We start from the raw sequence: 21,228 nt of genomic DNA on the forward strand, positions 1-21,228 counted from the left end.
GGTTTTACTTACTATGAAAGAAATTCGCCAGGATTTAATCCTAACTCGCGGCAAATATCGCTGACCATTTGCATTTCATTGTGGTCAAAATTACCGTCTGCATACCCAATAGCAATACAATAGCGAGCAACTAAACGGGCAATTTCTGGTTTTGATCTAATTTTTCCAAGTGCACGGAAGGCTTCAGCCCGTCCAATCATCCGGTCGGCTTCAATCCGCGAAACAAAATAATTAAATCTTTGAATGACCTTATTGCTGTCAAAGACGCGTAACTCTTCGCTGGAATTAACAAATTCAATCATTTTCTGACGTTCAGTGGCATCCAAATATCCGTCTGCCATGGAAACCAGTGCACATGCTGCTACTACTGCCTCTAAAACATCCTGGCTTTTGTATCGGTTAAACAATTCCTGAGCTTTTCTTTTTGACTGATTTGCCCATTCTGTAATGTCCGTTTGATTTGGAGACCAATTGTTACCACAGCTGTTACAAGTAAACTTTAATTGGTTTTTACCAATAAAACCGCCAAGTAAACCTACAGGCCCTAGAATTAACCCGCCAATAGCTGCTTTCCCCAATCCAAATCCCTTTTGCCCTGTTCGAACATTTGATGAATTACAGCGCGGACAATGAATATCATCTCCATATGTACGATGGTTGTTCGGCGAAGAGGTTTGGGTTGGATATCCAAAAGCTGGCTGCGAATTGGAAGATTCCGGCTGTAAATGAATTCGCTGTTGTTGGTTTTGCTGATAATGGGTAGGACCATATTGATTTTGATTAAATGTATTTTGGTTATTAAATTGGTTTTGATTGTTATTAAAAAGATTTTGCTGCACAGGTGGTGTTGGTGCCGGTGCCGGTGCCGGTGAATCATCTACTGATACCCCAAAATTGCGGCATAAAGCAGCCAGTCCCCCTTGAAAACCGCTGGCAATTGCATTAAACTTCCATTCTCCGTTATGGCGGTATAGTTCAGCAGCAACAATCGCAGTTTCAACAGTAAAATCTCTGCCAAGATTAAAACGAAGTAGTTCCTCATTGGTTTGTTCATTAAAGATACGAACATATGAATTAGAGATTTGTCCAAAATTTTGCTGCTTCATTTGAGCGTCATGAATCGTAATCGTAAAAGCAATTCGATGGATATGGCTCGGAACTCTTTGTAAATCAATCCTGATTTGTTCGTCATCCCGTTCTCCAGCGCCATTTCGGTTATCCCCGCTGTAATTAATGGAGCCATTGCCGCCAGATGGATTATTATAAAAAATAAAATCCTGATCACTTTGAACCTTACCAGTTTGCCCTAATAAAAAGGTTGAGGCATCCAAGTCAAAGTTAGAACCATTATGTGCAATATCCCATCCTAAACCAACCACAACGTTTTGCAGACCAGGATGTGACTTTGTTAAATCAACTTTTTGTCCTTTACTAAGCGTAACTCCCAAATTTTCCACTCCTTATCATGTTTATTATTCCTATTTTCATTTATAAACCTAATTATGTAGAAGATTGAACTTACTTTCAATTATTTCATTTACTATAACTACGAGGTAAGTGATGATAAAGTTTCAAAATTATTATTTTTTCATTCCTTCTATTACAAATCCAACAAAGCGAACCTAAAATAAAATAGTTTTCTTCGGTAAGAACCATTTTGAAATAATATTTTAAAAATAAATTGAAAAAAGTAGAATAATAATTTATAATTTTAAGAAAATTAAGAATTTCAAATTAGGGGGTTGAATATGAAATTATACATATCTGTAGATATGGAAGGAATAACAGGTCTAGTTGATCACACCCATGTCGATTCCAACAAGCATAATTATGAACGGAGCCGAATCATCATGACAGATGAGGCAAACCATGTTGTAACGACTGCTTTTGAACAAGAGTGGAAGGAGGTAGTTGTAAACGACAGCCATTCCAAAATGAATAACTTGCTAATCGAAAGGCTGCATCCTGAAACACAACTTATTACAGGTGATGTGAAGCCTTTTTCCATGGTTCAGGGCTTGGATGAATCTTTTGATGGAGCCATCTTTGTTGGCTATCATGCCCGTGCTTCTTTAAAAGGAGTAATGTCCCATTCAATGATTTTTGGAGTCCGGAATATGTACATTAATGATGTGGCTGTTGGAGAATTAGGGTTTAATGCCTATGTTGCTGGGTATTATGATGTACCTGTCTTAATGGTAGCGGGTGATGATGGTGCCGCTAATGAGGCTGAAAAGCTTATTCCCAATGTCACAACAGCTGTAGTAAAAGAGTCTATTTCACGGTCTGCTGCAAAATCCTTAACACCTGCAAAAGCAGGACAACTTATCCGTGAAAAAGCAGCTTACGCATTAAGAAATAAAGGATCTGTAAAGCCGCTTATCCCGCCTGATTGTCCTTTGTTAGGAATTGAATTTGCTAACTATGGACAAGCAGAGTGGGCCAACCTAATGCCAGGAACAGAAATCGTACCTGAAACAACTATTGTCCGTTTTCAAGCCAAAAATATATTGGAAGCATATCAAGCAATGCTTGTCATGACTGAATTAGCGATGAGAACTACATTCTGTTAGGAAAGGACAAAGCATGAATACATATTTTATCAAACGATTTATAGCCATGATTATTACTCTTTGGCTTATCATAACAGGGACATTCTTCTTAATGCACTCGGTTCCGGGATCACCATTTAATGAAGAAAGAACAACGAACGAAGCAATTCAAAAAAACCTCGAAGCTTATTATCATCTAGACGAACCTCTCTTAGTCCAATATGGAAACTACTTATCCGCTCTACTGCACCTAGACCTTGGTCCATCTATCAAAAAATCATCACAGACTGTCAATGAAATGCTGGGAAGGGGATTTCCGGTTAGTTTTGAACTAGGATGTTATACACTTTTCCTCGCGGTCATTTCTGGAATTACACTCGGGATTATTGCCGCCCTTCGTCATAATGGAGTGATCGATTATCTTTCGATGAGTATTGCTGTCCTTGGAATATCGATACCAAACTTTGTAATGGCAACATTTTTAATTGAACAACTAGCTGTTAATTTTCCTATTTTTCCGGTTGCAACCTGGACTAGCCCGAAACATATGGTACTGCCAATTTTAGCTTTGGCAACAGGTCCAATGGCGATTATTGCGAGGTTAACTCGTTCAAGTATGCTTGAGGTTCTAACACAGGATTATATAAGGACTGCAAAAGCAAAAGGATTATCACCCGTTAAAATTGTTTTTAAACATGCTTTAAGAAATGCTCTTCTCCCTGTAGTGACTGTCTTAGGTTCATTAGCAGCGAGTATTTTAACTGGGACGTTTGTAATTGAGAAAATTTTTGCAATTCCAGGGATGGGAAAATATTTTGTTGATAGTATCAATAACCGTGATTTTCCGGTCATAATGGGTACCACCGTTTTTTATAGTGCGATTTTGATTCTCATGCTTTTTTTAGTCGATCTTGCATACGGAGTATTGGACCCTAGAATCAAGCTCCACAAAAAGGAGGCGAAGTAAATGGAACTGCGTAAACAGGAAGAACAGAATATTTCGCCTGGTATTCCTGATGAATGGTTTGTCCCTAAGGTACAAAATCAATCAGAAGCAGAAGCTGTCGTAAGACCTAGCTTGTCGTATTGGAAAGATTCGTGGTACCGGCTTTTAAAAAATAAACTGGCTATGGCTGGGATGGCGTTTTTGATCTTGGTAGCTATATTCGCCATTTTTGGTCCCATTATTTCACCTCACTCGGTTGAAACACAAAAGTTAACCTCTCAAAATCTGCCGCCATCCAGTGAATATTGGTTTGGGACAGATGATTTAGGAAGAGATGTATTTACACGAACAGCATACGGTGCCCGTATATCTCTATTTGTTGGTTTAGTTGCCGCCCTTATTGACTTTATTATTGGTGTTGTTTATGGAGGGATTGCTGGTTACAAAGGAGGAAAAACCGATAATCTCATGATGAGGTTCGTGGAGATTTTGTATGGTCTTCCTTATTTACTTGTTGTTATTTTGGTCATGGTAGTGATTGGTCCAGGGTTAACAACGATCATCCTAGCGCTGTCGATAACCGGATGGGTTGGTATGGCGAGACTTGTCCGCGGACAAGTCTTACAAATTAAAAACTATGAATTTGTATTGGCATCCAAAACATTTGGAACGAAAACAGGAAGGATTATTCGCAAGAATCTTTTACCAAATACAATGGGACCAATCATTGTCCAAATGACTCTTACGATTCCATCAGCTATTTTTGCAGAAGCGTTTTTAAGTTTTATCGGCCTTGGAATTCAAGCACCGCATGCAAGCTGGGGAGTCATGGCCAATGATGGTTTGTCTACGATTCTATCAGGATACTGGTGGCGATTGTTTTTTCCAACTCTATTTATATCATTAACTATGTTTGCATTTAATGTTTTGGGTGATGGGCTGCAGGATGCTCTTGATCCGAAACTGAGGAGGTAACATCATGGAAAAAATCCTTCAGGTTAAAGACCTTCAAGTCTCCTTTTCCACGTACGGCGGTGAGGTCCAGGCGGTTCGCGGGGTCAGTTTTGATTTACATAAAGGGGAAACGCTTGCCATTGTCGGGGAATCCGGCTGTGGGAAAAGTGTAACCTCCCAAAGTATCATGAGATTGATTCCTGAACCGCCAGGGAGAATCGCAGGTGGAGAAATCCTTTTTAATAATATGGATTTAATCCAGTTAAAAGAACCTGAACTGCGGAAAATTCGTGGTGCTAATATATCCATGATTTTTCAGGATCCCATGACCGCTTTAAATCCCACACTTACCATTGGTGAACAAATTATGGAAGGAATCATGGAGCATGAAAAGATATCAAGGGCAGAGGCCAAAAAGGCTGCGGTTGAAATGCTCCAACTTGTTGGTATTCCGAGCCCTGAAGCACGTTTAAAACAGTACCCTCATCAGTTTAGCGGCGGGATGCGCCAGCGGATTGTGATTGCGATGGCGCTAGTGTGCAGTCCCGACGTGTTAATTGCAGATGAACCGACTACGGCTCTAGATGTAACTATTCAGGCACAAATCCTGGAATTGTTCCGTGATATACAGAAAAAAACAGGTGTTTCAATTATTTTAATTACGCATGATTTGGGGGTAGTGGCCCAAGTTGCCGATCGAGTGGCAGTTATGTATGCCGGTAAGATTGTGGAAATAGGAAGCAGAAGGGAAATCTTCTATCGCCCTCAGCACCCTTACACCATTGGACTGCTTCAATCTGTGCCACGATTAGATATTGAAAAGGCTGAGCTGGTCCCGATTCCAGGAACACCGCCTGACTTATTTTCACCACCTGCAGGCTGTGCCTTTGCTGCACGCTGTAAGTATTCAATGGAAGTGTGTGAACGAGTGTATCCGGTTCAATCCTCGCTAAGCAACAACCACCATGTGGATTGCTGGCTGCAGGACGAACGCGCCAATAAATTGGTTTCAACGTTTGTAAAAATATAAAACTATTATTTAGGGGGAAGAAGATGAAGAAGTTTATTACGATGATGGTCTCTTTTTTGATGTTATTTGCTTTAGCCGCATGTACAGCAACTAATGATTCTGGAAGCGAGCCAAAGGATGACGGAAATGGTGATTCTAAGGAAAAAACGGAAAAGGTCCTCTATCTAAATAACGGACAAGAGCCTACATCATTTGACCCGCCTATCGGTTTTGATGCGGTATCGTGGAATGCGTTAAATAATATCATGGAAGGATTAACCCGTTTAGACGAAAATCATCAGCCAAAAGCTGCAACAGCCGAAAAATGGGATGTATCAGAGGATGGCAAAACCTATACCTTCCACATCCGTGAAGATGCAAATTGGTCTAATGGTGATGATTTAACAGCAGATGACTTTGTATTTGCTTGGAAACGGCTATTAGATCCAAAAATAGGTTCTGGAGCAGCATTTTTAGGCTATTTTATTGAGGGCGGAGAAGCCTTTAATACAGAAAAAGGAACAGCGGACGATGTGAAAGTAAAAGCAGTAGATCCGAAAACATTTGAAGTTACATTAACAAGTCCGCAGGCTTATTTCTTAAGTGTTATTGCAAATCCAGCGTTTTTCCCAATCAACGAAAAAGTAGCAACTGAGAATCCAGAATGGTTTTCTGAAGCAGATTCTTTCGTTGGTAACGGTCCATTTGCATTAACAGAATGGAACCATGACAGTGATTTCACAATGGTAAAGAACGACAAATACTGGGATGCCAAAAATGTTAAATTAGATAAAATCCATTGGGCTATGGTTGATGATACCAATACGGAATATCAAATGTTCAAGACTGGTGAACTTGATACCTCTGACGTTCCCGCGGATTTAGCAGAATCATTGTTTAAAGACGGCGATGTCAAAGTAGAGGACCAAGCAGGTGAGTATTTCTATCGTTTTAATGTAACAATGGAACCTTTCCAGAATGTTAATATCCGTAAAGCATTTGCGATGGCTGTTGACCAAAAGCAAATTGTAGATTTAGTTACCAAAAATAAAGAAAAGCCCGCATATGGTTTTGTTTCATACGGCTTTACGGATGCAGCAGGCAAAGACTTCCGTGAAACAAATGGTGACTTACTTAAAACGAATGTAGAACAAGCGAAGGAGCTATTGAAAAAGGGAATGGAAGAGGAGGGCTATTCAACTCTTCCTGAAGTAACATTGACTTATAACACTCTTGATTCACACAAGAAAATTGCTGAAGCCCTTCAGCAAATGTTTAAGGAAAATTTAGGTGTTGACGTAAAACTTGCCAATATGGAATCGAATGTATTTGCAACAGATCAAAAAGCATTAAAATTCCAGCTGTCACGCAGTTCATTCCTTGCAGACTATGCAGATCCAATTAACTTTGTGGAAAACTTCCAAACTGGACATTCTATGAATCGTACAGGCTGGAGCAATGCAGAATTTGACCAATTGGTTAAGGATGCGAAAAATGAATCAGATGAAAAGAAACGATTTGACTTTATGTATAAAGCCGAAAAGATTCTCTTTGAAGAAGCACCAATCATTCCAATCCACTTCTATAACCAAGTATATTTACAGAATGAAAGTGTGACAGGAATTGTCCGTCATCCAGTTGGATACTTAGAATTAAAGTCCGCGGATAAAAAGTAAATCAAGGAAAGGGATGTTCGCTGAACATCCCTTTTGTCCTAAAATTTTAGACTGACAAAAGGTGAGAAAGGGTGTTTTGATGAGTTTACTAAAACCAAACCGTCTGCACACAGGGGATACCGTTGGAGTAATTGCTCCAGCTAGCCCGCCAAATCAAAAAAATCTCGAAAAAGGAATAGAGTTTTTAAAGGGATTAGGATTACGGGTAAAGGTCGGAAAGAGTGTTGAAAAAATCTATGGCTATTTAGCAGGAATCGATGAAGAAAGGTTAGATGATTTACATGCTATGTTTCTCGATTCTGAAGTGAAGGCAATTTTTTGTGCATGTGGCGGCTATGGAACGGGGAGACTGGCAGCAAATATTGATTACGAAATAATAAGAGCAAACCCGAAGATTTTTTGGGGTTATAGTGATATTACTTTTTTACATACTGCTATAAGGCAAGAAACAGGTCTGATTACTTTTCATGGCCCCATGCTGGGGTCGGATATTGGAAAGGAGGACACTTATACATATTCAAAACAAGGTTTTCAGCAATTATTTAAGCCAACTGATGTAAGTTATACAGAGCGCTTTTCTCCTTTAGAGACATTGGTGGAGGGTGTTGCTAGTGGTGAACTTGTTGGCGGAAATTTATCCCTTATAGTCAGCACTCTCGGAACTCCATTTGAAATTGATACGACCGGTAAGATTTTATTTATTGAAGATGTGAATGAAGAACCAAGATCAGTAGATCGGATGCTGAATCAACTTAAAATGGCTGGGAAACTAGATGAGGTAGTTGGGATCGTTATTGGAGATTTTTGTGATTGTACATCAAAAAGGGAACTGTCTTTAACTCTTGAAGAAGTTATTAACCATTATGTTTTGTCAGCCAATAAACCGTCCTTAAAAGGGTTCATGATCGGACATTGTAATCCTCATATATCCATTCCATTGGGAGTAAAGGCTGACTTAAATACGAGTAATAGAAGTTTAATCGTTGAAAGCGGCATCTTTTAAAGGGGGAAAATCATGATTATTAAGGATATTGAAACATTTCGAGTAGCCGTTCCACTCATCAAACCTTTTAAAACAGCATTAAGAACGGTTACAACAGCAGAAGCGATTTTTGTAAGAGTAACGTGTGATAATGGAATTACTGGTTGGGGCGAAGCACCTCCAACTGTGGTTATTACAGGTGATAGCCTGTTAAGTATTGAATCAGCGATTCTCCAGGTAATTAAACCATTTCTTGAAAATAAAAGTCTTCTAAACTATGAATTAATTTTTCAAGGATTAAAGACTATTATGGTAGGAAACTCTAGTGCGAAAGCTGCAATTGATATGGCCTTGTATGATTGTATATCCCAATTTTGTAAACTTCCGCTATACCAGTTCCTTGGCGGGCACAAGAAATTGCTAGAGACTGATTTTACCGTTAGTGTGAATGGTCCTGAAGAAATGGGTGACGATGCGGTATCTTATATTCAAAAAGGCTTTAATGTATTAAAGGTTAAGGTTGGGAAAGACGATGTCTCAAAGGATTTAGAACGAATCAAGGAGATTAGAAAAAGAGTGGGCAATACCATAAAAATTCGGTTGGATGCCAATCAAGGCTGGACCGCAAAAGATGCGATTACAACTATTCGTAAAATGGAGGATATTGATTTACGAATAGAATTAGTGGAACAGCCAGTGAAAGCGGACGATCTAGAGGGGCTAAAACAGGTTACCGATTCTGTTGATACGCTGATTATGGCAGATGAAAGTGTTTTTACACCTAAGCAGGCATTTCAAGTTTTAAAGACAAGAAGCGCTGATTTAATTAATATTAAGCTGATGAAAGCGGGCGGAATCTATCAAGCTCAGATTATCAATCAGCTCGCTGAAACATGTGGAGTAGAGTGCATGGTTGGAAGCATGATTGAAACTAGACTTGGTATCACGGCAGCAGCACATTTTGCGGCTAGCAAACAAAATATTACTCGATTCGATTTTGATGCACCACTTATGCTGGTGAAGGATATTGTTGAGGGCGGTATTCATTATCAAAATAGATTTATCACACTTCCAGATTGTCCTGGCCTCGGAATTAAGCATGTAACGATAGAAGGAGGGGTTACGGTTGGATAAACGACTAGTAAATGTCCCAGTAGCAACTGTGTGGACATCGTATAACTCTGCAAGAGAATTGGATGTGCCAGCAGTTAGTAATCCGGTCGACATCGATCGATGGTTAGAAGGGTTAACATTTGAAACAAGACTTGGGTTGTGCGAACAAAACCTTGTACAAACTCAGCTTTTATATGGCGAAGAAGTCATCGTAATCGAAGAGAAAGAGAATTGGGCGCATATTATTATTCCGGATCAGCCGACATCAAAAAATATGAAGGGCTACCCTGGCTGGGTTCCGTCATCTCAATTGGTGAAATGTCCATTGGACTGGAATATTAATGAAGGTCCGGTTGTTATTATCACGAATCCTAAAACATTTTTAGAAGAATCAAATATTGAACTCTCTTATCAAACCATTCTACCTTTATTAAAAGAAGGTGAAGGAAAGGTTCTAGTAAAAACTCCTGATGGGACAGATTTGCTGAATTCAGACCATGTTACCATTTATGAATCGCTGGCAAATCGCTATAAGGGAAATGGAACTAACATTGTTGCCGATGGAGAAAGATTTCTTAATCTTTCATACTTATGGGGCGGAATGAGCAGCTACGGATATGATTGCTCAGGTTTCACCTATTCCATGTGTAAAGCAAATGGGTATATCATACCACGCGATGCAAACGACCAGGCAAATGCAGGAGAAGAAGTCAGTACAGAAGAAATAAAACCAGGTGATTTGCTATTTTTTGCCTATGAAGAAGGAAAGGGCAGGATTCATCATGTTGGAATTTATTATGGTGACGGAAAATTACTCCATTCTCCTAATACAGGAAAAACAGTTGAAATTATTTCATTAGCTGGAACAATCTATGAACAAGAACTTTGTGCAGCAAGGCGATATTGGGTTGAATCGGAGGCATAGTATGGTGAAATTATTACAAGTAAACAATTTAAAGAAACATTTTCATTTAGGAAAAAATGAAATCTTAAAAGCAGTGGATGGTGTTTCTTTTCATATCAATAAAGGGGAAACCTTTGGAATTGTTGGTGAATCAGGTTGTGGGAAGTCTACAGCTGGAAGAACCATTATCGGACTCTATAACCAAACCGAAGGTGAAGTTATTTTTAATGGAAAAAACATTCATACTTTAAAGTCTAAGGAAAGACATACCTTTCATAGACAAATGCAGATGATCTTTCAAGATCCTTATGCATCCTTAAATCCAAGATCAACAGTAGCTGAAATAATATCCGAGCCCATGGAAGTTCATGGCATATACCCGAATAAACAAGAGCGGTTAAAACGAGTCTATCAATTACTAGAGGATGTTGGGTTAAATCGCAACCATGCCAATCGCTATCCGCATGAATTCAGCGGCGGACAGCGTCAAAGGATTGGCATCGCCCGTGCTCTAGCATTAGATCCGGAGTTTATTATCGCTGATGAGCCGATTTCTGCGCTTGATGTATCTGTACAAGCACAAGTGGTGAATTTGTTAAAGCGCCTTCAGAAAGAAAAAGGGTTAACCTATCTATTTATCGCTCATGATCTCTCGATGGTGAAACAAATTAGTGACCGAATTGGGGTTATGTATTTAGGACAATTAGTTGAATTGACAGAAAGCAATGAGTTATATAAAAAACCTCTGCATCCATACACACAGGCGCTGCTGTCTGCGATTCCGATTCCAGATCCTGACATTGAGGATCAGCGTGAACGGATAATTTTAAAAGGAGAGCTGCCAAGCCCAATCAATCCACCAAGCGGCTGCGTCTTCCGAACTCGCTGCCCGATGGCGATGGAAGTTTGCTCCTCTGAAAAACCAAGCTGGAGGGAAGTTGAAGCAAGCCATTTCGTCGCGTGTCATTTATATGATAAAAACAAAACAGGTGACCATGATTATTCACAGGTTGCGGTTACTAAGTAGACTATGGAAATATTAAAAGAGAAAATTCGTAAAGAACTCTGTGGATTCGATGGGCGGATCGGCTTAACAATAGAAATAGAAGACGATGGAAATTTCTATATCGATAGCGAAGAGGTGTTTCGTTCGGCAAGTTTAATAAAAATTCCCATTTTACTAGCAGGGCTTGGGAGGCATAAGATAGGCGAACTCGACGTAGAACAACTGATTCCCATTTCAAAGGAAAATAGAGCAGGCGGATCAGGAATTTTATATGCACTATCTGATCAGTTATCATTGACAGTAAAAGACTTAATGACCTTGATGATTATCGTTTCAGATAACACAGCGACCAATATTCTGATTGATTTATTGGGGATGGAGAAAATCAATGCTTTTATAAAAGAAATCGGATTTGAACACACTAAGTTAAACAGAAAAATGATGGATTTTGCTGCAATTGAAAAAGGAATCGACAACTTTACAAATTCGAGAGAAATGATTCATTCCCTTAAATTGTTGAATGAAATAAACGATGTTATTGGAATCACAGGACCTCCAATTGCGTATCATGCATTAAGACATCAGCAATTTAGAGATAAGCTCCCTGCAATGGTGAACCTAGAAAAGATCACGGTAGTAAATAAAACCGGGGAACTTCCGAGTGTTGAGCACGATTGTGCTATATTTGAATATCAAGGCAGAAAAGGCTATGTTGCTGTTTTGACGGAGAGTGTCATCGATCAAAATGAAGCAAAACAAATCATAAGGAACATTGGAAAACATATTTCTGATTTTTTCATCCGAACACACAAAAATTTGCTGGAATAGTTAGTAATGATACTGATTTGGGTACATCCCGAGTCAGTTTTTTTATAAAAGAAATGTTTTACCCCGTATCTTTTTTCCATTTTGAAACGTTTATAGGGTAGAGAGTGTTAAAGGAGTGAACACAATGTCAAATGGATTTAGTGAGAACACCAGGGAAGACCAACAACATGAAAATAAGACAGATGATTCTTTTTGGATTGAATTTTATCCAAAACTACAGCGATATTGTCACTTTTTAGCCCAAAATAAATGGGATGGCGAAGATATCGCTCAAGAAGTTTATTTGAAAGCTAAGAAATATTCCACTGCAAAGCATAAGATGACCTCAGCTTTGGTAAATAAGATTGCTTACAATCATTGGATTGATGTGGTTAGAAAAAGAAAAAACGAATCAAATCATATAAATCATGAAATTTCTAGTCAATTAGCAGCGAGTCAGACTGATGATAGGATGAATTCGGTTGATTTATTGGTTAAGCATTTCACACCAAAACAAGCCGTCATTTTTATGCTCAAAGAAGCATTTCAATACCACTCAAAGGAAATTGCAGCTATTCTTGGGACAACAGAAATGGCTATAAAGTCCAATTTGAATCGTTCTAAAAAACGTCTTGAAAAAATAAATGAAAATGATCGTTCCTCCCCTATGGAATTATTTTGGGATGAAGAAGAACGAGATAAATTAGCTGATTTATTTGATGAATCGTTAAAAGTCCAAGATCCTAGCGTATTAATTGATTCACTCTCATCATTCAAAAGTGTTATGGATGTTTCGCAGCTTGTTTCAAGAAATATTGGATCGTATAGAATTCACACTCCTTCAAGCACTCTCTGTATGGCTGCTTAGCCAATATCTGCTTTCAAGGAGGATTTATCAATGAGTACAATTCCATATGTTATTGAACAATCTAACCGTGGTGAACGGTCCTATGATATTTATTCTCGTTTATTGAAGGATCGAATTATTATTATCGGTGATGAAATTAATGATCACACGGCGAACAGCGTGGTGGCTCAATTATTATTTTTAGCGGCGGACGCGCCTGATAAAGAAATTTCACTTTATATAAATAGCCCAGGAGGGTCCACCTCAGCTGGGTTTGCTATCTATGATACCATGCAATACATTAAGCCAGATATTCGTACCATTTGTACAGGAATGGCCGCATCATTTGGAGCGATGCTGCTGCTGGCCGGTACAAAAGGCAAACGTTATGCTTTGCCAAATAGTGAAATTATGATTCATCAGCCGCTTGGTGGCGTTAGAGGGCAGGCAACCGAAATAGAAATCTCTGCAAGACGCATCCTAAAGTTGCGTGAACATATTAATCAGATCATTGCCGACAGAACAGGCCAAACCATTGAAAAAGTAGCAAAAGATACAGACAGAGATTACTTTATGAGCGCCGAAGAAGCCAAAGCATACGGAATTATCGATGAGATTCTATACCCCAAAGAATAAATCAAAAATAATAATGCAAAATATGAAGAAAAAGGTTAGCCATTCGCTGGCCTTTTTTTATTGACACCTTTTATGACATGTCTTATAGTTAAACAGGTGAATAGTTTAACAGGTTAACTAATTTTAAAAAGTGAGGTGAAATGGACAATGGATAAAAAAGTCATTCAGGAATTAATCGACCGGTATGTGTCCGTTTCTTTTGATGTCAATAAGAAAGCAGCATCTTTACTTAAGTGTCAGATAGGAGAGGATTTAACCACTGACCAGCACTATATTCTAAGTTATATAAAGCAATCGCATAATTGCACATCGTCTGAATTGGCAGAAGCCTTTGATGTAAATAAAAGTGCAATAACTGCTATTATCAACCGGTTAGCAGACAGAGGTCTCATTGATAGAACCCGTGATGAAAATGACAGAAGAGTTGTTTATCTAACTTTAAGCGAAAAAGGAAACGAGCTGCACAACAAAACTCAGGAAAAAGTACACCTTTTAGTAGAGTCATTTATCACCCAATTTGATGAAACAGAAATTACTAATTTTATTAATACCTATGAAAAATTAGCCCTGATATTAACTACCATGAAAAAGGAAGAAGTGGGGGAATAAACGTGAGAGCGATTATTAAAGGAAAATGGCTTATCCTTATTGCCTGGATAGCATTGATTGCAGTGCTTTTTATGGCTGCACCAAATATGGAAAACCTTGTCCGTGAAAAGGGGCAAATTAACGTTCCAGAGGGCTACTCATCTACTCTCGCTGAGAAGATTCTTAAAGATGTCCAGTCGAGTGAAAATAGCGGGGATGAGCTGCAAACAGCATTAGTCTTTCATAGTGATAAGAAGTTAACGAAAGAAGACTTTGATAACGCAGAAAAAGCAGTTAACATGCTTGAGAAGAATAAGCAAAAACTTGGTATTACCTCGATCCTAACTCATTTTAATCAAGAAGAATTAAAGGAACAGCTAATATCTGAGGATGGTAAAACCATTCTTGTTTCTGTAAATGTCATAGCAAATGACCGTGAAGGAAAAGAAATATCCAAAGACTTATATGAAGCACTTGATGCTGTTGAGATAGAACACTATTATACCGGAAACTGGTTAATTGCCGAAGACCTTGTAACCAACTCTCAAGAAGGTCTGAAGAAAACAGAAGGTATCACGGTTGTGTTCATATTGTTCGTCCTATTACTTGTGTTTAAGTCAGCTATTGCTCCGATTATTCCATTAGTAACGGTAGGATTTAGCTATTTGGCTTCACAATCCATTGTTGCTATTTTAGTAGATAAAGTGAGTTTCCCCTTATCAACCTTTACGCAAATTTTCTTAGTAGCAGTCTTATTTGGAATCGGTACAGACTATTGTATTTTACTGCTTAGCCGTTTTAAAGAGGAAATGACTAAGAATGATAATGTAGTAGAAGCAATTGTTATTACCTACAAGAATGCGGGGAAAACGGTATTCTTCAGTGGATTAGCCGTTATGATTGGATTTGCTTCGATTGGGTTTTCAACCTTTGTCCTATATCAATCAGCAGCAGCGGTTGCCATTGGTGTAGCGTTATTGTTACTGGCACTTTTTACTGTTGTTCCATTTTTTATGGCAGTGTTAGGAAAGAAACTTTTCTGGCCATCTAAGGGTAAGCTTGAACACGGGGAAAGTAAATTTTGGGGAATTGTTGGCAGGTTTGCTCTAGCACGTCCTTTAATTGCCTTACTCATTGTGGCAGCTATTTCAGTTCCAGCTTTATTTACCTACGATGGAGATTTATCTTTTAACTCTTTAGAAGAGATAGGTGATGAATTTAATTCTATCAAAGGATTTAATATCATTTCTGACGGCTTCGGTCCAGGTGAATCTATGCCTACTCAAATTGTCATTAAAAATGATGACGAAATGAATACTTCAGAATACATTGCTATTACTGAAAAAATAAGCCAAGAACTTAATAAAATTAGTGAAGTAGATTCGGTACGTTCTGTGACACGTCCAACAGGCGAAACAATTGATGATTTATATATATCTGAACAAGTAAAAAGTCTAGGTGACGGACTTGGCAAAGGGAATAAAGGAATTCAGAAGATTAGCAGTGGTCTTGCCGAGGCAGGAGACCAGCTTGAAGCCAACCAGCCTAAAATGGAAGAAGCTGTAGATGGAATTGGCCAGTTAATTACTGGTACGAATCAGTTACAGTCCAGTATGGGAAGTATTCAAGAGAACCTTGCTAAAATTGAAGATGGCCTAAATCAAGGTGCAACCGGTACTACTCAAATAAAAGAAGGCTTAACAGTTGTTAAATCTGAGTCTGCCAAGGTATTAGCAGGCAGCAAACAATTGCTTGAAGGTTACAAACAAGCAGAGAGCGGCCTTGCTGCTCTTTCCGGAAACTACCAACAAGTAGCAAAGGGTGTTAGTGATTTACACGATACCTTAGCGGCAACAAATCAATATTTTACTAATTTAGAAAGTCAATATAGTGGTATTGAGGAAAATGGTAACTATAAAGCTATAAAAATGACCATTCAAGGTTCACAGGCAGCAACAGCAGAATTAGCTGGAAGCTTAAATCAATTGAATGCTGGATTAAAAGGTGCACAAGACGGTATCAGTTTTGCTAATGGGAAATTCTCAGAAGCCATCGCTGGCCAAGAAGCCCTTGTGAAAGGAATGGAGGATCTCTTAAATGGTCTAACTGAGATTGAAGCAGGACTTTACACATTGGGTAATGGCCAAGGACAAATTGTGGATGGACTTCCTCAATTTTCAAATGGTTTAAGTGGTGTTAATAACGGTCAGCAGCAGATTATGACAGGTTTTCAAGACTTGGGTGGTCAAATTACGCAGTTGACAGATGGATTGACGCAAAGTGCTGATGGATTAAACCAAGTATCTGATGGTTTGGAGTCTGCTGAAGAATATCTAGCTGGAGTAGGCAGCCAAGAGAAAAATGGTTTTTATATTCCACAAGAGGTCCTAAACAGCCAAGACTTCGAACAAGTTCTAGATACCTATATGTCAAAGGATCATAAAGTAATGACAATTGATGTAGTATTTAGCAAGAATCCGTACTCAAATGAAGCCCTTAATCGAGTACCAGAAATTAAGAAAACTGTTGAACGGGTGGTAAAGGATACAAAGCTTGAAAATGCAGAAGTAGCAGTGGGTGGAGTATCAAGTATGCACCATGACCTTGATAAAATTTCACAAGCGGATTACTCACGAACAGTGGTGCTGATGCTGATAGGGATTACGTTTATTCTAATCATTTTATTCCGTTCCATCATTATGCCGCTTTATTTGATAGGATCGTTAATCTTAACCTACTATACTTCTATGGCACTAGCAGAGGTCATTTTCGTCAATTGGTTAGGTTATTCAGGTATTAGCTGGGCTGTTCCATTTTTCGCATTTGTTATCTTAATAGCGCTCGGTATTGACTATAGCATTTTCTTAATGGATCGTTTTAACGAATTTAGACATATGCCAGTAGAACAAGCAATCCTTATCGCTATGAAAAAAATGGGAACCGTTATTATCTCTGCAGCAATCATTTTAGGAGGCACGTTTGCTGCGATGATGCCGGCTGGTGTTTTATCCTTGCTCCAAATTGCGGCTATCCTCTTAATCGGACTTTCACTCTATGCACTCGTGATATTACCATTGTTTGTCCCAGTCATGGTAAAAACATTTGGGGTAGCAAACTGGTGGCCGTTTAGAAAAAATAACGATAGTATAGTAGATCATCATTCAACACATATGTAAAAAAAAGCAACTCGCTGATGGATTCAGCGAGCTGTTTTTTTAGGTTATTCAACAATTACGGTTCCTTTAAACATATTCATTCCACAGCTAAAGGTGTATTCACCCTCTTTATCAGGTGTAAAGGTTAACTTGGTTGTACCTGCCTTTAGGTTAACGTTATTTAAATCAAAATCAGGCATCATGAAGGTAGAAAAACAGCTATTATCACCTGGATTTGTAATATTTAATTCCACTGGCACTCCTTTTTTTACTTTAATAACATTTGGGGTGTAGCCAGTTGGTGTAATCATCATTTCAATTTTGGGATTGGTTTCCTTCGTAATATCTAGTTCTGTCTTTTTGGCTGAGTTACTTGTATTATTCTCTTCTGTTTGAGCGGCTTCGCTTTCACCAGGAATTTTAACCAAGTCACTGCTATATAAAAACAAGAATAAGGCAATGAGTACTAACCCAGCGGATAAGATATTAAATGGAGAAATTCCTTTTGTATCCAGTGTAAGTTTTCCATTTGTGCCTACAATAATGAATATTAGGACAAGGCCAAGAATAATAACATACACACCTAGTAATATTCCTAATATAATGGTTGGGTTATCGAACTGAAGAATTGCCCCCAATAGAGCACCCATTATTCCACTCACGACCCCAGTGGCTGACCCAGTCAAAATGGCAAGGATTCCTATCGGCTGACCAGCGATAAAACCAAGGATAAAGCCTATTAACATACCAAATCCAACAGGGAAAAATAATTCGCCTGAAAGTATACCGCTAATATAGCCAGCTAATAGTCCACTCATCATGGTTAGTACCATTACGACTATCAGGCCAGATAAGTTTGCTAGCTTATTTTTGTTCCGATGTAAAAGGAAAATAGAAGATCCAGTCAATAAACACATAATCACTATAGTGAAAATTGATAACATATACATTTAAAAAACTCCCTAAAGTTAATAAACAACATATGTAAATTATAAATGCAATGTATTGTATTTTTAGAGACTTTTATGAACGTTTAATGAACTTAGAGAAAAATAAAAAAGACGTCAGTAACGTCCGGTTAAATAGGGCATTATTCTTTCTTTTCATGATCTAATGAATTTTTATAGATTCTTTTTAAGGCTTCATTTTGCATTTTCATAAGTTCCAGTAAGTATTGCTTTTCTTCCTCTTCCTGTTCTACCTCATTCTTTTCTTCGTTTTTCAAGAACATCACCTCATTTACATAATTGTAACCTAAATAGTGGTTAAGAATAAAGATATGGAGAAATGAAAGTCAGAATAATTTTCCATAATAATATTTGACATTTTTGTATCTGAAATATATAATTTTGAAAAATAGTATTGAAACTGTGATGAGGATTAGTAAAATGTAAATGGTCTTACAAAGAGAGGAAACCATTGGTGGAAGGTTTCTTAAGACAAACATTTGAACCTGCCTCGGAGTTCTGTATCGGATCATTTTGTTGAAGATACATGCGGATAAAATCCGTTATCATGTCGAGAGTATAAAGCATTTGCTTTATGAATTTAGGGTGGTATCGCCAGGTCTTGGTCCCTTTTTGGGGCCAAGGCCTTTTTATATTCAAAAAAATAATGAGGTGTCAAAATGGCTAAGGAATTTGTAAAAGATGTTACCAGCATGGATGAGGATTTCGCCCAATGGTATACCGATGTAGTAACAAAAGCAGACTTAATTGATTATTCAAGTGTACGTGGATCGATGATTATTCGACCTTATGGGTATGCCCTTTGGGATAATATAAAAAATGAATTAGACCGCCGGATCAAAGAAACAGGGCATGAAAATGTCTATATGCCTTTGTTTATTCCAGAAAGCTTATTGCAAAAAGAAAAGGATCATGTTGAAGGCTTTGCACCAGAAGTAGCATGGGTTACACATGGCGGTTCTGAGGAACTTGCAGAACGATTAGTTGTTCGCCCTACATCTGAAGTTCTTTTTTGTGAGCACTATAGCCATATCATCCATTCTTACAGGGACTTACCAAAACTCTACAACCAATGGGCAAACGTGGTCCGCTGGGAAAAAACAACCCGTCCTTTCTTACGGACATTAGAGTTTTTATGGCAGGAAGGTCATACAGCACATGCAACGGATGAAGAGGCAATGGAAGAAACCATTAAAATGCTGAATGTATATGCAGCGATTTGTGAAGAGATTCTTGCAATTCCAGTAGTAAAAGGGCAGAAGACGGAAAAAGAAAAATTTGCAGGTGCGAAAGCTACTTTTACAATTGAAAGCTTAATGCATGATGGAAAAGCACTACAGTCAGGAACTTCCCACCACTTTGGTACAGGGTTTGCGGAAGCATTCAATATCCAATATACCGATAAAGAAGGAAAGCTTCAGTATGTTCACCAAACATCATGGGGCTTTACAACAAGAATCATTGGAGCCTTAATTATGGTCCATGGTGATGATCGTGGTCTAGTGATTCCTCCAAAAGCTGCGCCAACTCAGGTTATGATTGTGCCAATTGCACAGCATAAAGAAGGAGTTCTTGATTTTGCTTATGAGTTGAAAAAGTCTCTATCAAACGTTGCGCGTGTAGATATCGATGCAAGCGATAAAAAGCCAGGCTGGAAATTCAATGAGTACGAAATGAAGGGTATCCCAGTTCGTTTGGAAGTTGGACCAAAAGATATTGAAAACAAGCAGGTTGTGTTAGTGAGAAGGGATACATTGGAAAAAGTATTCGTTCCATTGGCTGAACTTGAAACAAAGCTTGCAGAATTACTCGATGACATTCAATCGAATTTATATAATAAAGCATTGAACCACCGTGAAGAAAGAACATCCGTGGCTGTGACGCTTCCTGAATTAAAGGAAAATCTTGAAGCGAAACCAGGCTTTATTAAAGCAATGTGGTGCGGTGAACTCGCGTGTGAGGAGAAAATCAAAGAAGATACAACAGCAACATCAAGATGTATCCCATTTGAACAAGAACAAGTTTCAACTACATGTGTATGTTGCGGTAAAGAAGCTGACAAAATGGTTTACTGGGCAAAAGCATACTAATATGATTTTTAGACTCTTCCTTATTGGAGGGGTCTTTTATTAATAGACCCTTATGAAGCCCGAAATCAAAAGAAAATTGAAATAGTGGTAACCAAGAAAGGCTCTTGATGCCCGAAATCAAAAGAAAACTGAAATAGTGGTAACCAAGAGGGTCTCTTGATTCCCAAAGTTAAAAGAAATCTGAAGAAGTGGTAACCAAGAGGGGCCATTGATGCCCAAAATCAAAGGAAATCTGAAGAAGTGGTAACCAAGAAACGTTCATGAATCCCAAAATTAAGGAGAAAATGAAAAAGTGATCCTCATGAAGGTTTTATGAAGCCCAAAGTCGAAAAAGAAATGTGAAAATGGACTTCATGAAAATCCATAGTTTCGAAAGGGGGAAACAATTTGAAACCAATATTAAGAGAATTTCCAGAGGAGTTTACTACCGAGAGATTATTAATCCGAAAACCCAAACTAGGTGATGGCAAAGCGGTACACAAAGCCATACAAGCTTCACTTAATGAACTAAAACCGTGGATGCCATGGGCTCATACGAATCAAACAGAGGAGGATGTAGAAGCAAATATACGTGATAGTATTGCCAAGTTTATTACACGTGAGGATTTAAGATTACATCTTTTAGATAAAGTAACTGGTGAATTTATTGGTTCATCAGGTTTACATCGAATAAACTGGGATATACCTAAGTTTGAAATTGGCTACTGGATTGATACACGTCATTCTGGAAAGGGTTATATTACCGAGGCAGCTGAGGCCATCACGAGTTTTGCGTTTACAGAACTACATGCAAAACGTGTTGAAATCCGATGTGATTCTACTAATACAAGAAGCAGAGCCATACCAGAGAAATTAGGATTTACATTAGAGGGGATATTAAAAAATGATAGTCTGTCAGTAGGGACAAAGGACCCAAGAGATACCTGCGTTTTTGCAAAAACTATATAATAAATGAAGCTATTAATTAGAAAGAGGTTTCCCGCCAGTTAGGTTGT

19 protein-coding genes and 1 other annotated feature are annotated in these 21,228 nt (G+C 38.4%); of the genes, 16 read left to right on the plus strand and 3 right to left on the minus strand.

From position 1 onward, the window contains the following. Positions 1–11: 11 nt before the first annotated feature. Complete coding sequence (locus QNH48_RS11965; RefSeq protein WP_283955095.1) at positions 12–1,448, minus strand: TerD family protein; 1,437 nt, start codon at positions 1,446–1,448, stop codon at positions 12–14. A 300-nt stretch (positions 1,449–1,748) separates the two neighbouring features. Between QNH48_RS11965 and QNH48_RS11970 the strand changes: the two genes are divergently transcribed. The 14 genes from QNH48_RS11970 to QNH48_RS12035 all read left to right on the plus strand — a co-directional run bounded on the left by QNH48_RS11970 (position 1,749) and on the right by QNH48_RS12035 (position 17,196). Beyond that, positions 1,749–2,573 carry a M55 family metallopeptidase gene (locus QNH48_RS11970; RefSeq protein WP_283955096.1) on the plus strand — a complete coding sequence of 275 codons (825 nt, stop codon included), beginning with the start codon at positions 1,749–1,751 and terminating at the stop codon, positions 2,571–2,573. 13 nt (positions 2,574–2,586) lie between these two features. Next, positions 2,587–3,519 (plus strand): ABC transporter permease, encoded by a 933-nt coding sequence (locus QNH48_RS11975; protein WP_283955097.1) that lies wholly within the window; start codon positions 2,587–2,589, stop codon positions 3,517–3,519. Next, on the plus strand, positions 3,520–4,473 hold the full coding sequence (locus tag QNH48_RS11980; RefSeq protein ID WP_095248708.1) for an ABC transporter permease: 954 nt from the start codon (positions 3,520–3,522) through the stop codon (positions 4,471–4,473). A 4-nt stretch (positions 4,474–4,477) separates the two neighbouring features. After that, complete coding sequence (locus QNH48_RS11985) at positions 4,478–5,482, plus strand: ABC transporter ATP-binding protein (RefSeq protein ID WP_283955098.1); 1,005 nt, start codon at positions 4,478–4,480, stop codon at positions 5,480–5,482. Between the two features lie 23 nt (positions 5,483–5,505). Then, positions 5,506–7,137, plus strand: a complete 1,632-nt coding sequence (locus tag QNH48_RS11990) for a peptide ABC transporter substrate-binding protein (RefSeq protein WP_283955099.1) — start codon at positions 5,506–5,508, stop codon at positions 7,135–7,137. A gap of 79 nt (positions 7,138–7,216) precedes the next feature. Continuing rightward, positions 7,217–8,140 (plus strand): S66 peptidase family protein, encoded by a 924-nt coding sequence (locus QNH48_RS11995; protein WP_283955100.1) that lies wholly within the window; start codon positions 7,217–7,219, stop codon positions 8,138–8,140. A 12-nt stretch (positions 8,141–8,152) separates the two neighbouring features. Continuing rightward, positions 8,153–9,253 carry a mandelate racemase/muconate lactonizing enzyme family protein gene (locus QNH48_RS12000; protein ID WP_283955101.1) on the plus strand — a complete coding sequence of 367 codons (1,101 nt, stop codon included), beginning with the start codon at positions 8,153–8,155 and terminating at the stop codon, positions 9,251–9,253. Next, entirely contained in the window at positions 9,246–10,157 is a 912-nt protein-coding gene (locus QNH48_RS12005; protein WP_283955102.1) for a C40 family peptidase, read from the plus strand. The genes QNH48_RS12000 and QNH48_RS12005 overlap by 8 nt, the downstream gene beginning before the upstream one ends. Before the next feature lies 1 nt (position 10,158). Then, positions 10,159–11,163 carry an ABC transporter ATP-binding protein gene (locus QNH48_RS12010; RefSeq protein WP_283955103.1) on the plus strand — a complete coding sequence of 335 codons (1,005 nt, stop codon included), beginning with the start codon at positions 10,159–10,161 and terminating at the stop codon, positions 11,161–11,163. Positions 11,164–11,166: 3 nt separating this feature from the next. After that, complete coding sequence (locus QNH48_RS12015) at positions 11,167–11,970, plus strand: serine hydrolase (protein ID WP_283955104.1); 804 nt, start codon at positions 11,167–11,169, stop codon at positions 11,968–11,970. Between the two features lie 124 nt (positions 11,971–12,094). Further along, entirely contained in the window at positions 12,095–12,817 is a 723-nt protein-coding gene (locus QNH48_RS12020) for a sigma factor-like helix-turn-helix DNA-binding protein (protein WP_283955105.1), read from the plus strand. A 30-nt stretch (positions 12,818–12,847) separates the two neighbouring features. After that, positions 12,848–13,432 (plus strand): ATP-dependent Clp endopeptidase proteolytic subunit ClpP, encoded by a 585-nt coding sequence (gene clpP, locus QNH48_RS12025; protein ID WP_283955106.1) that lies wholly within the window; start codon positions 12,848–12,850, stop codon positions 13,430–13,432. A 147-nt stretch (positions 13,433–13,579) separates the two neighbouring features. Beyond that, positions 13,580–14,041: a MarR family winged helix-turn-helix transcriptional regulator gene (locus QNH48_RS12030; protein WP_283955107.1), complete on the plus strand. Its 462-nt coding sequence runs from the start codon at positions 13,580–13,582 to the stop codon at positions 14,039–14,041. A gap of 2 nt (positions 14,042–14,043) precedes the next feature. Further along, on the plus strand, positions 14,044–17,196 hold the full coding sequence (locus QNH48_RS12035) for an MMPL family transporter (protein ID WP_283955108.1): 3,153 nt from the start codon (positions 14,044–14,046) through the stop codon (positions 17,194–17,196). A gap of 44 nt (positions 17,197–17,240) precedes the next feature. Here the strand turns inward: QNH48_RS12035 and QNH48_RS12040 are convergent, their stop codons facing one another. Both QNH48_RS12040 and QNH48_RS12045 read right to left on the minus strand, forming a co-directional pair. After that, positions 17,241–18,125, minus strand: coding sequence for a cupredoxin domain-containing protein (locus QNH48_RS12040; RefSeq protein ID WP_283955109.1), 885 nt, complete (start codon positions 18,123–18,125; stop codon positions 17,241–17,243). 140 nt (positions 18,126–18,265) lie between these two features. Next, a complete protein-coding gene (locus tag QNH48_RS12045) occupies positions 18,266–18,400 on the minus strand; it encodes a hypothetical protein (protein ID WP_283955110.1) in 135 nt (44 codons plus the stop codon). 136 nt (positions 18,401–18,536) lie between these two features. Further along, positions 18,537–18,756: a binding site (T-box leader), on the plus strand. A gap of 46 nt (positions 18,757–18,802) precedes the next feature. On the opposite strand from QNH48_RS12045, the gene proS reads away from it, so the two are divergent. Next, positions 18,803–20,233 (plus strand): proline--tRNA ligase, encoded by a 1,431-nt coding sequence (gene proS, locus QNH48_RS12050; RefSeq protein WP_283955111.1) that lies wholly within the window; start codon positions 18,803–18,805, stop codon positions 20,231–20,233. Positions 20,234–20,620: 387 nt separating this feature from the next. Then, complete coding sequence (locus QNH48_RS12055; protein ID WP_283955112.1) at positions 20,621–21,181, plus strand: GNAT family N-acetyltransferase; 561 nt, start codon at positions 20,621–20,623, stop codon at positions 21,179–21,181. The last annotated feature ends 47 nt before the right edge of the window (positions 21,182–21,228 follow it).

This window comes from Neobacillus sp. YX16, assembly GCF_030123505.1.
Taxonomy (GTDB): domain Bacteria; phylum Bacillota; class Bacilli; order Bacillales; family Cytobacillaceae; genus Neobacillus.

Bases quoted from the DNA above. Each gene is read 5' to 3' on its own strand.
- QNH48_RS11970 (WP_283955096.1), top strand. From the start codon at position 1,749: ATGAAATTATACATATCTGTAGATATGGAAGGAATAACAGGTCTAGTT.
- QNH48_RS11975 (WP_283955097.1), top strand. From the start codon at position 2,587: ATGAATACATATTTTATCAAACGATTTATAGCCATGATTATTACTCTT.
- QNH48_RS11980 (WP_095248708.1), top strand. From the start codon at position 3,520: ATGGAACTGCGTAAACAGGAAGAACAGAATATTTCGCCTGGTATTCCT.
- QNH48_RS11985 (WP_283955098.1), top strand. From the start codon at position 4,478: ATGGAAAAAATCCTTCAGGTTAAAGACCTTCAAGTCTCCTTTTCCACG.
- QNH48_RS11990 (WP_283955099.1), top strand. From the start codon at position 5,506: ATGAAGAAGTTTATTACGATGATGGTCTCTTTTTTGATGTTATTTGCT.
- QNH48_RS11995 (WP_283955100.1), top strand. From the start codon at position 7,217: ATGAGTTTACTAAAACCAAACCGTCTGCACACAGGGGATACCGTTGGA.
- QNH48_RS12000 (WP_283955101.1), top strand. From the start codon at position 8,153: ATGATTATTAAGGATATTGAAACATTTCGAGTAGCCGTTCCACTCATC.
- QNH48_RS12010 (WP_283955103.1), top strand. From the start codon at position 10,159: ATGGTGAAATTATTACAAGTAAACAATTTAAAGAAACATTTTCATTTA.
- QNH48_RS12015 (WP_283955104.1), top strand. From the start codon at position 11,167: ATGGAAATATTAAAAGAGAAAATTCGTAAAGAACTCTGTGGATTCGAT.
- QNH48_RS12020 (WP_283955105.1), top strand. From the start codon at position 12,095: ATGTCAAATGGATTTAGTGAGAACACCAGGGAAGACCAACAACATGAA.
- clpP (WP_283955106.1), top strand. From the start codon at position 12,848: ATGAGTACAATTCCATATGTTATTGAACAATCTAACCGTGGTGAACGG.
- QNH48_RS12030 (WP_283955107.1), top strand. From the start codon at position 13,580: ATGGATAAAAAAGTCATTCAGGAATTAATCGACCGGTATGTGTCCGTT.
- QNH48_RS12040 (WP_283955109.1), bottom strand. From the start codon at position 18,125: ATGTATATGTTATCAATTTTCACTATAGTGATTATGTGTTTATTGACT.
- proS (WP_283955111.1), top strand. From the start codon at position 18,803: ATGGCTAAGGAATTTGTAAAAGATGTTACCAGCATGGATGAGGATTTC.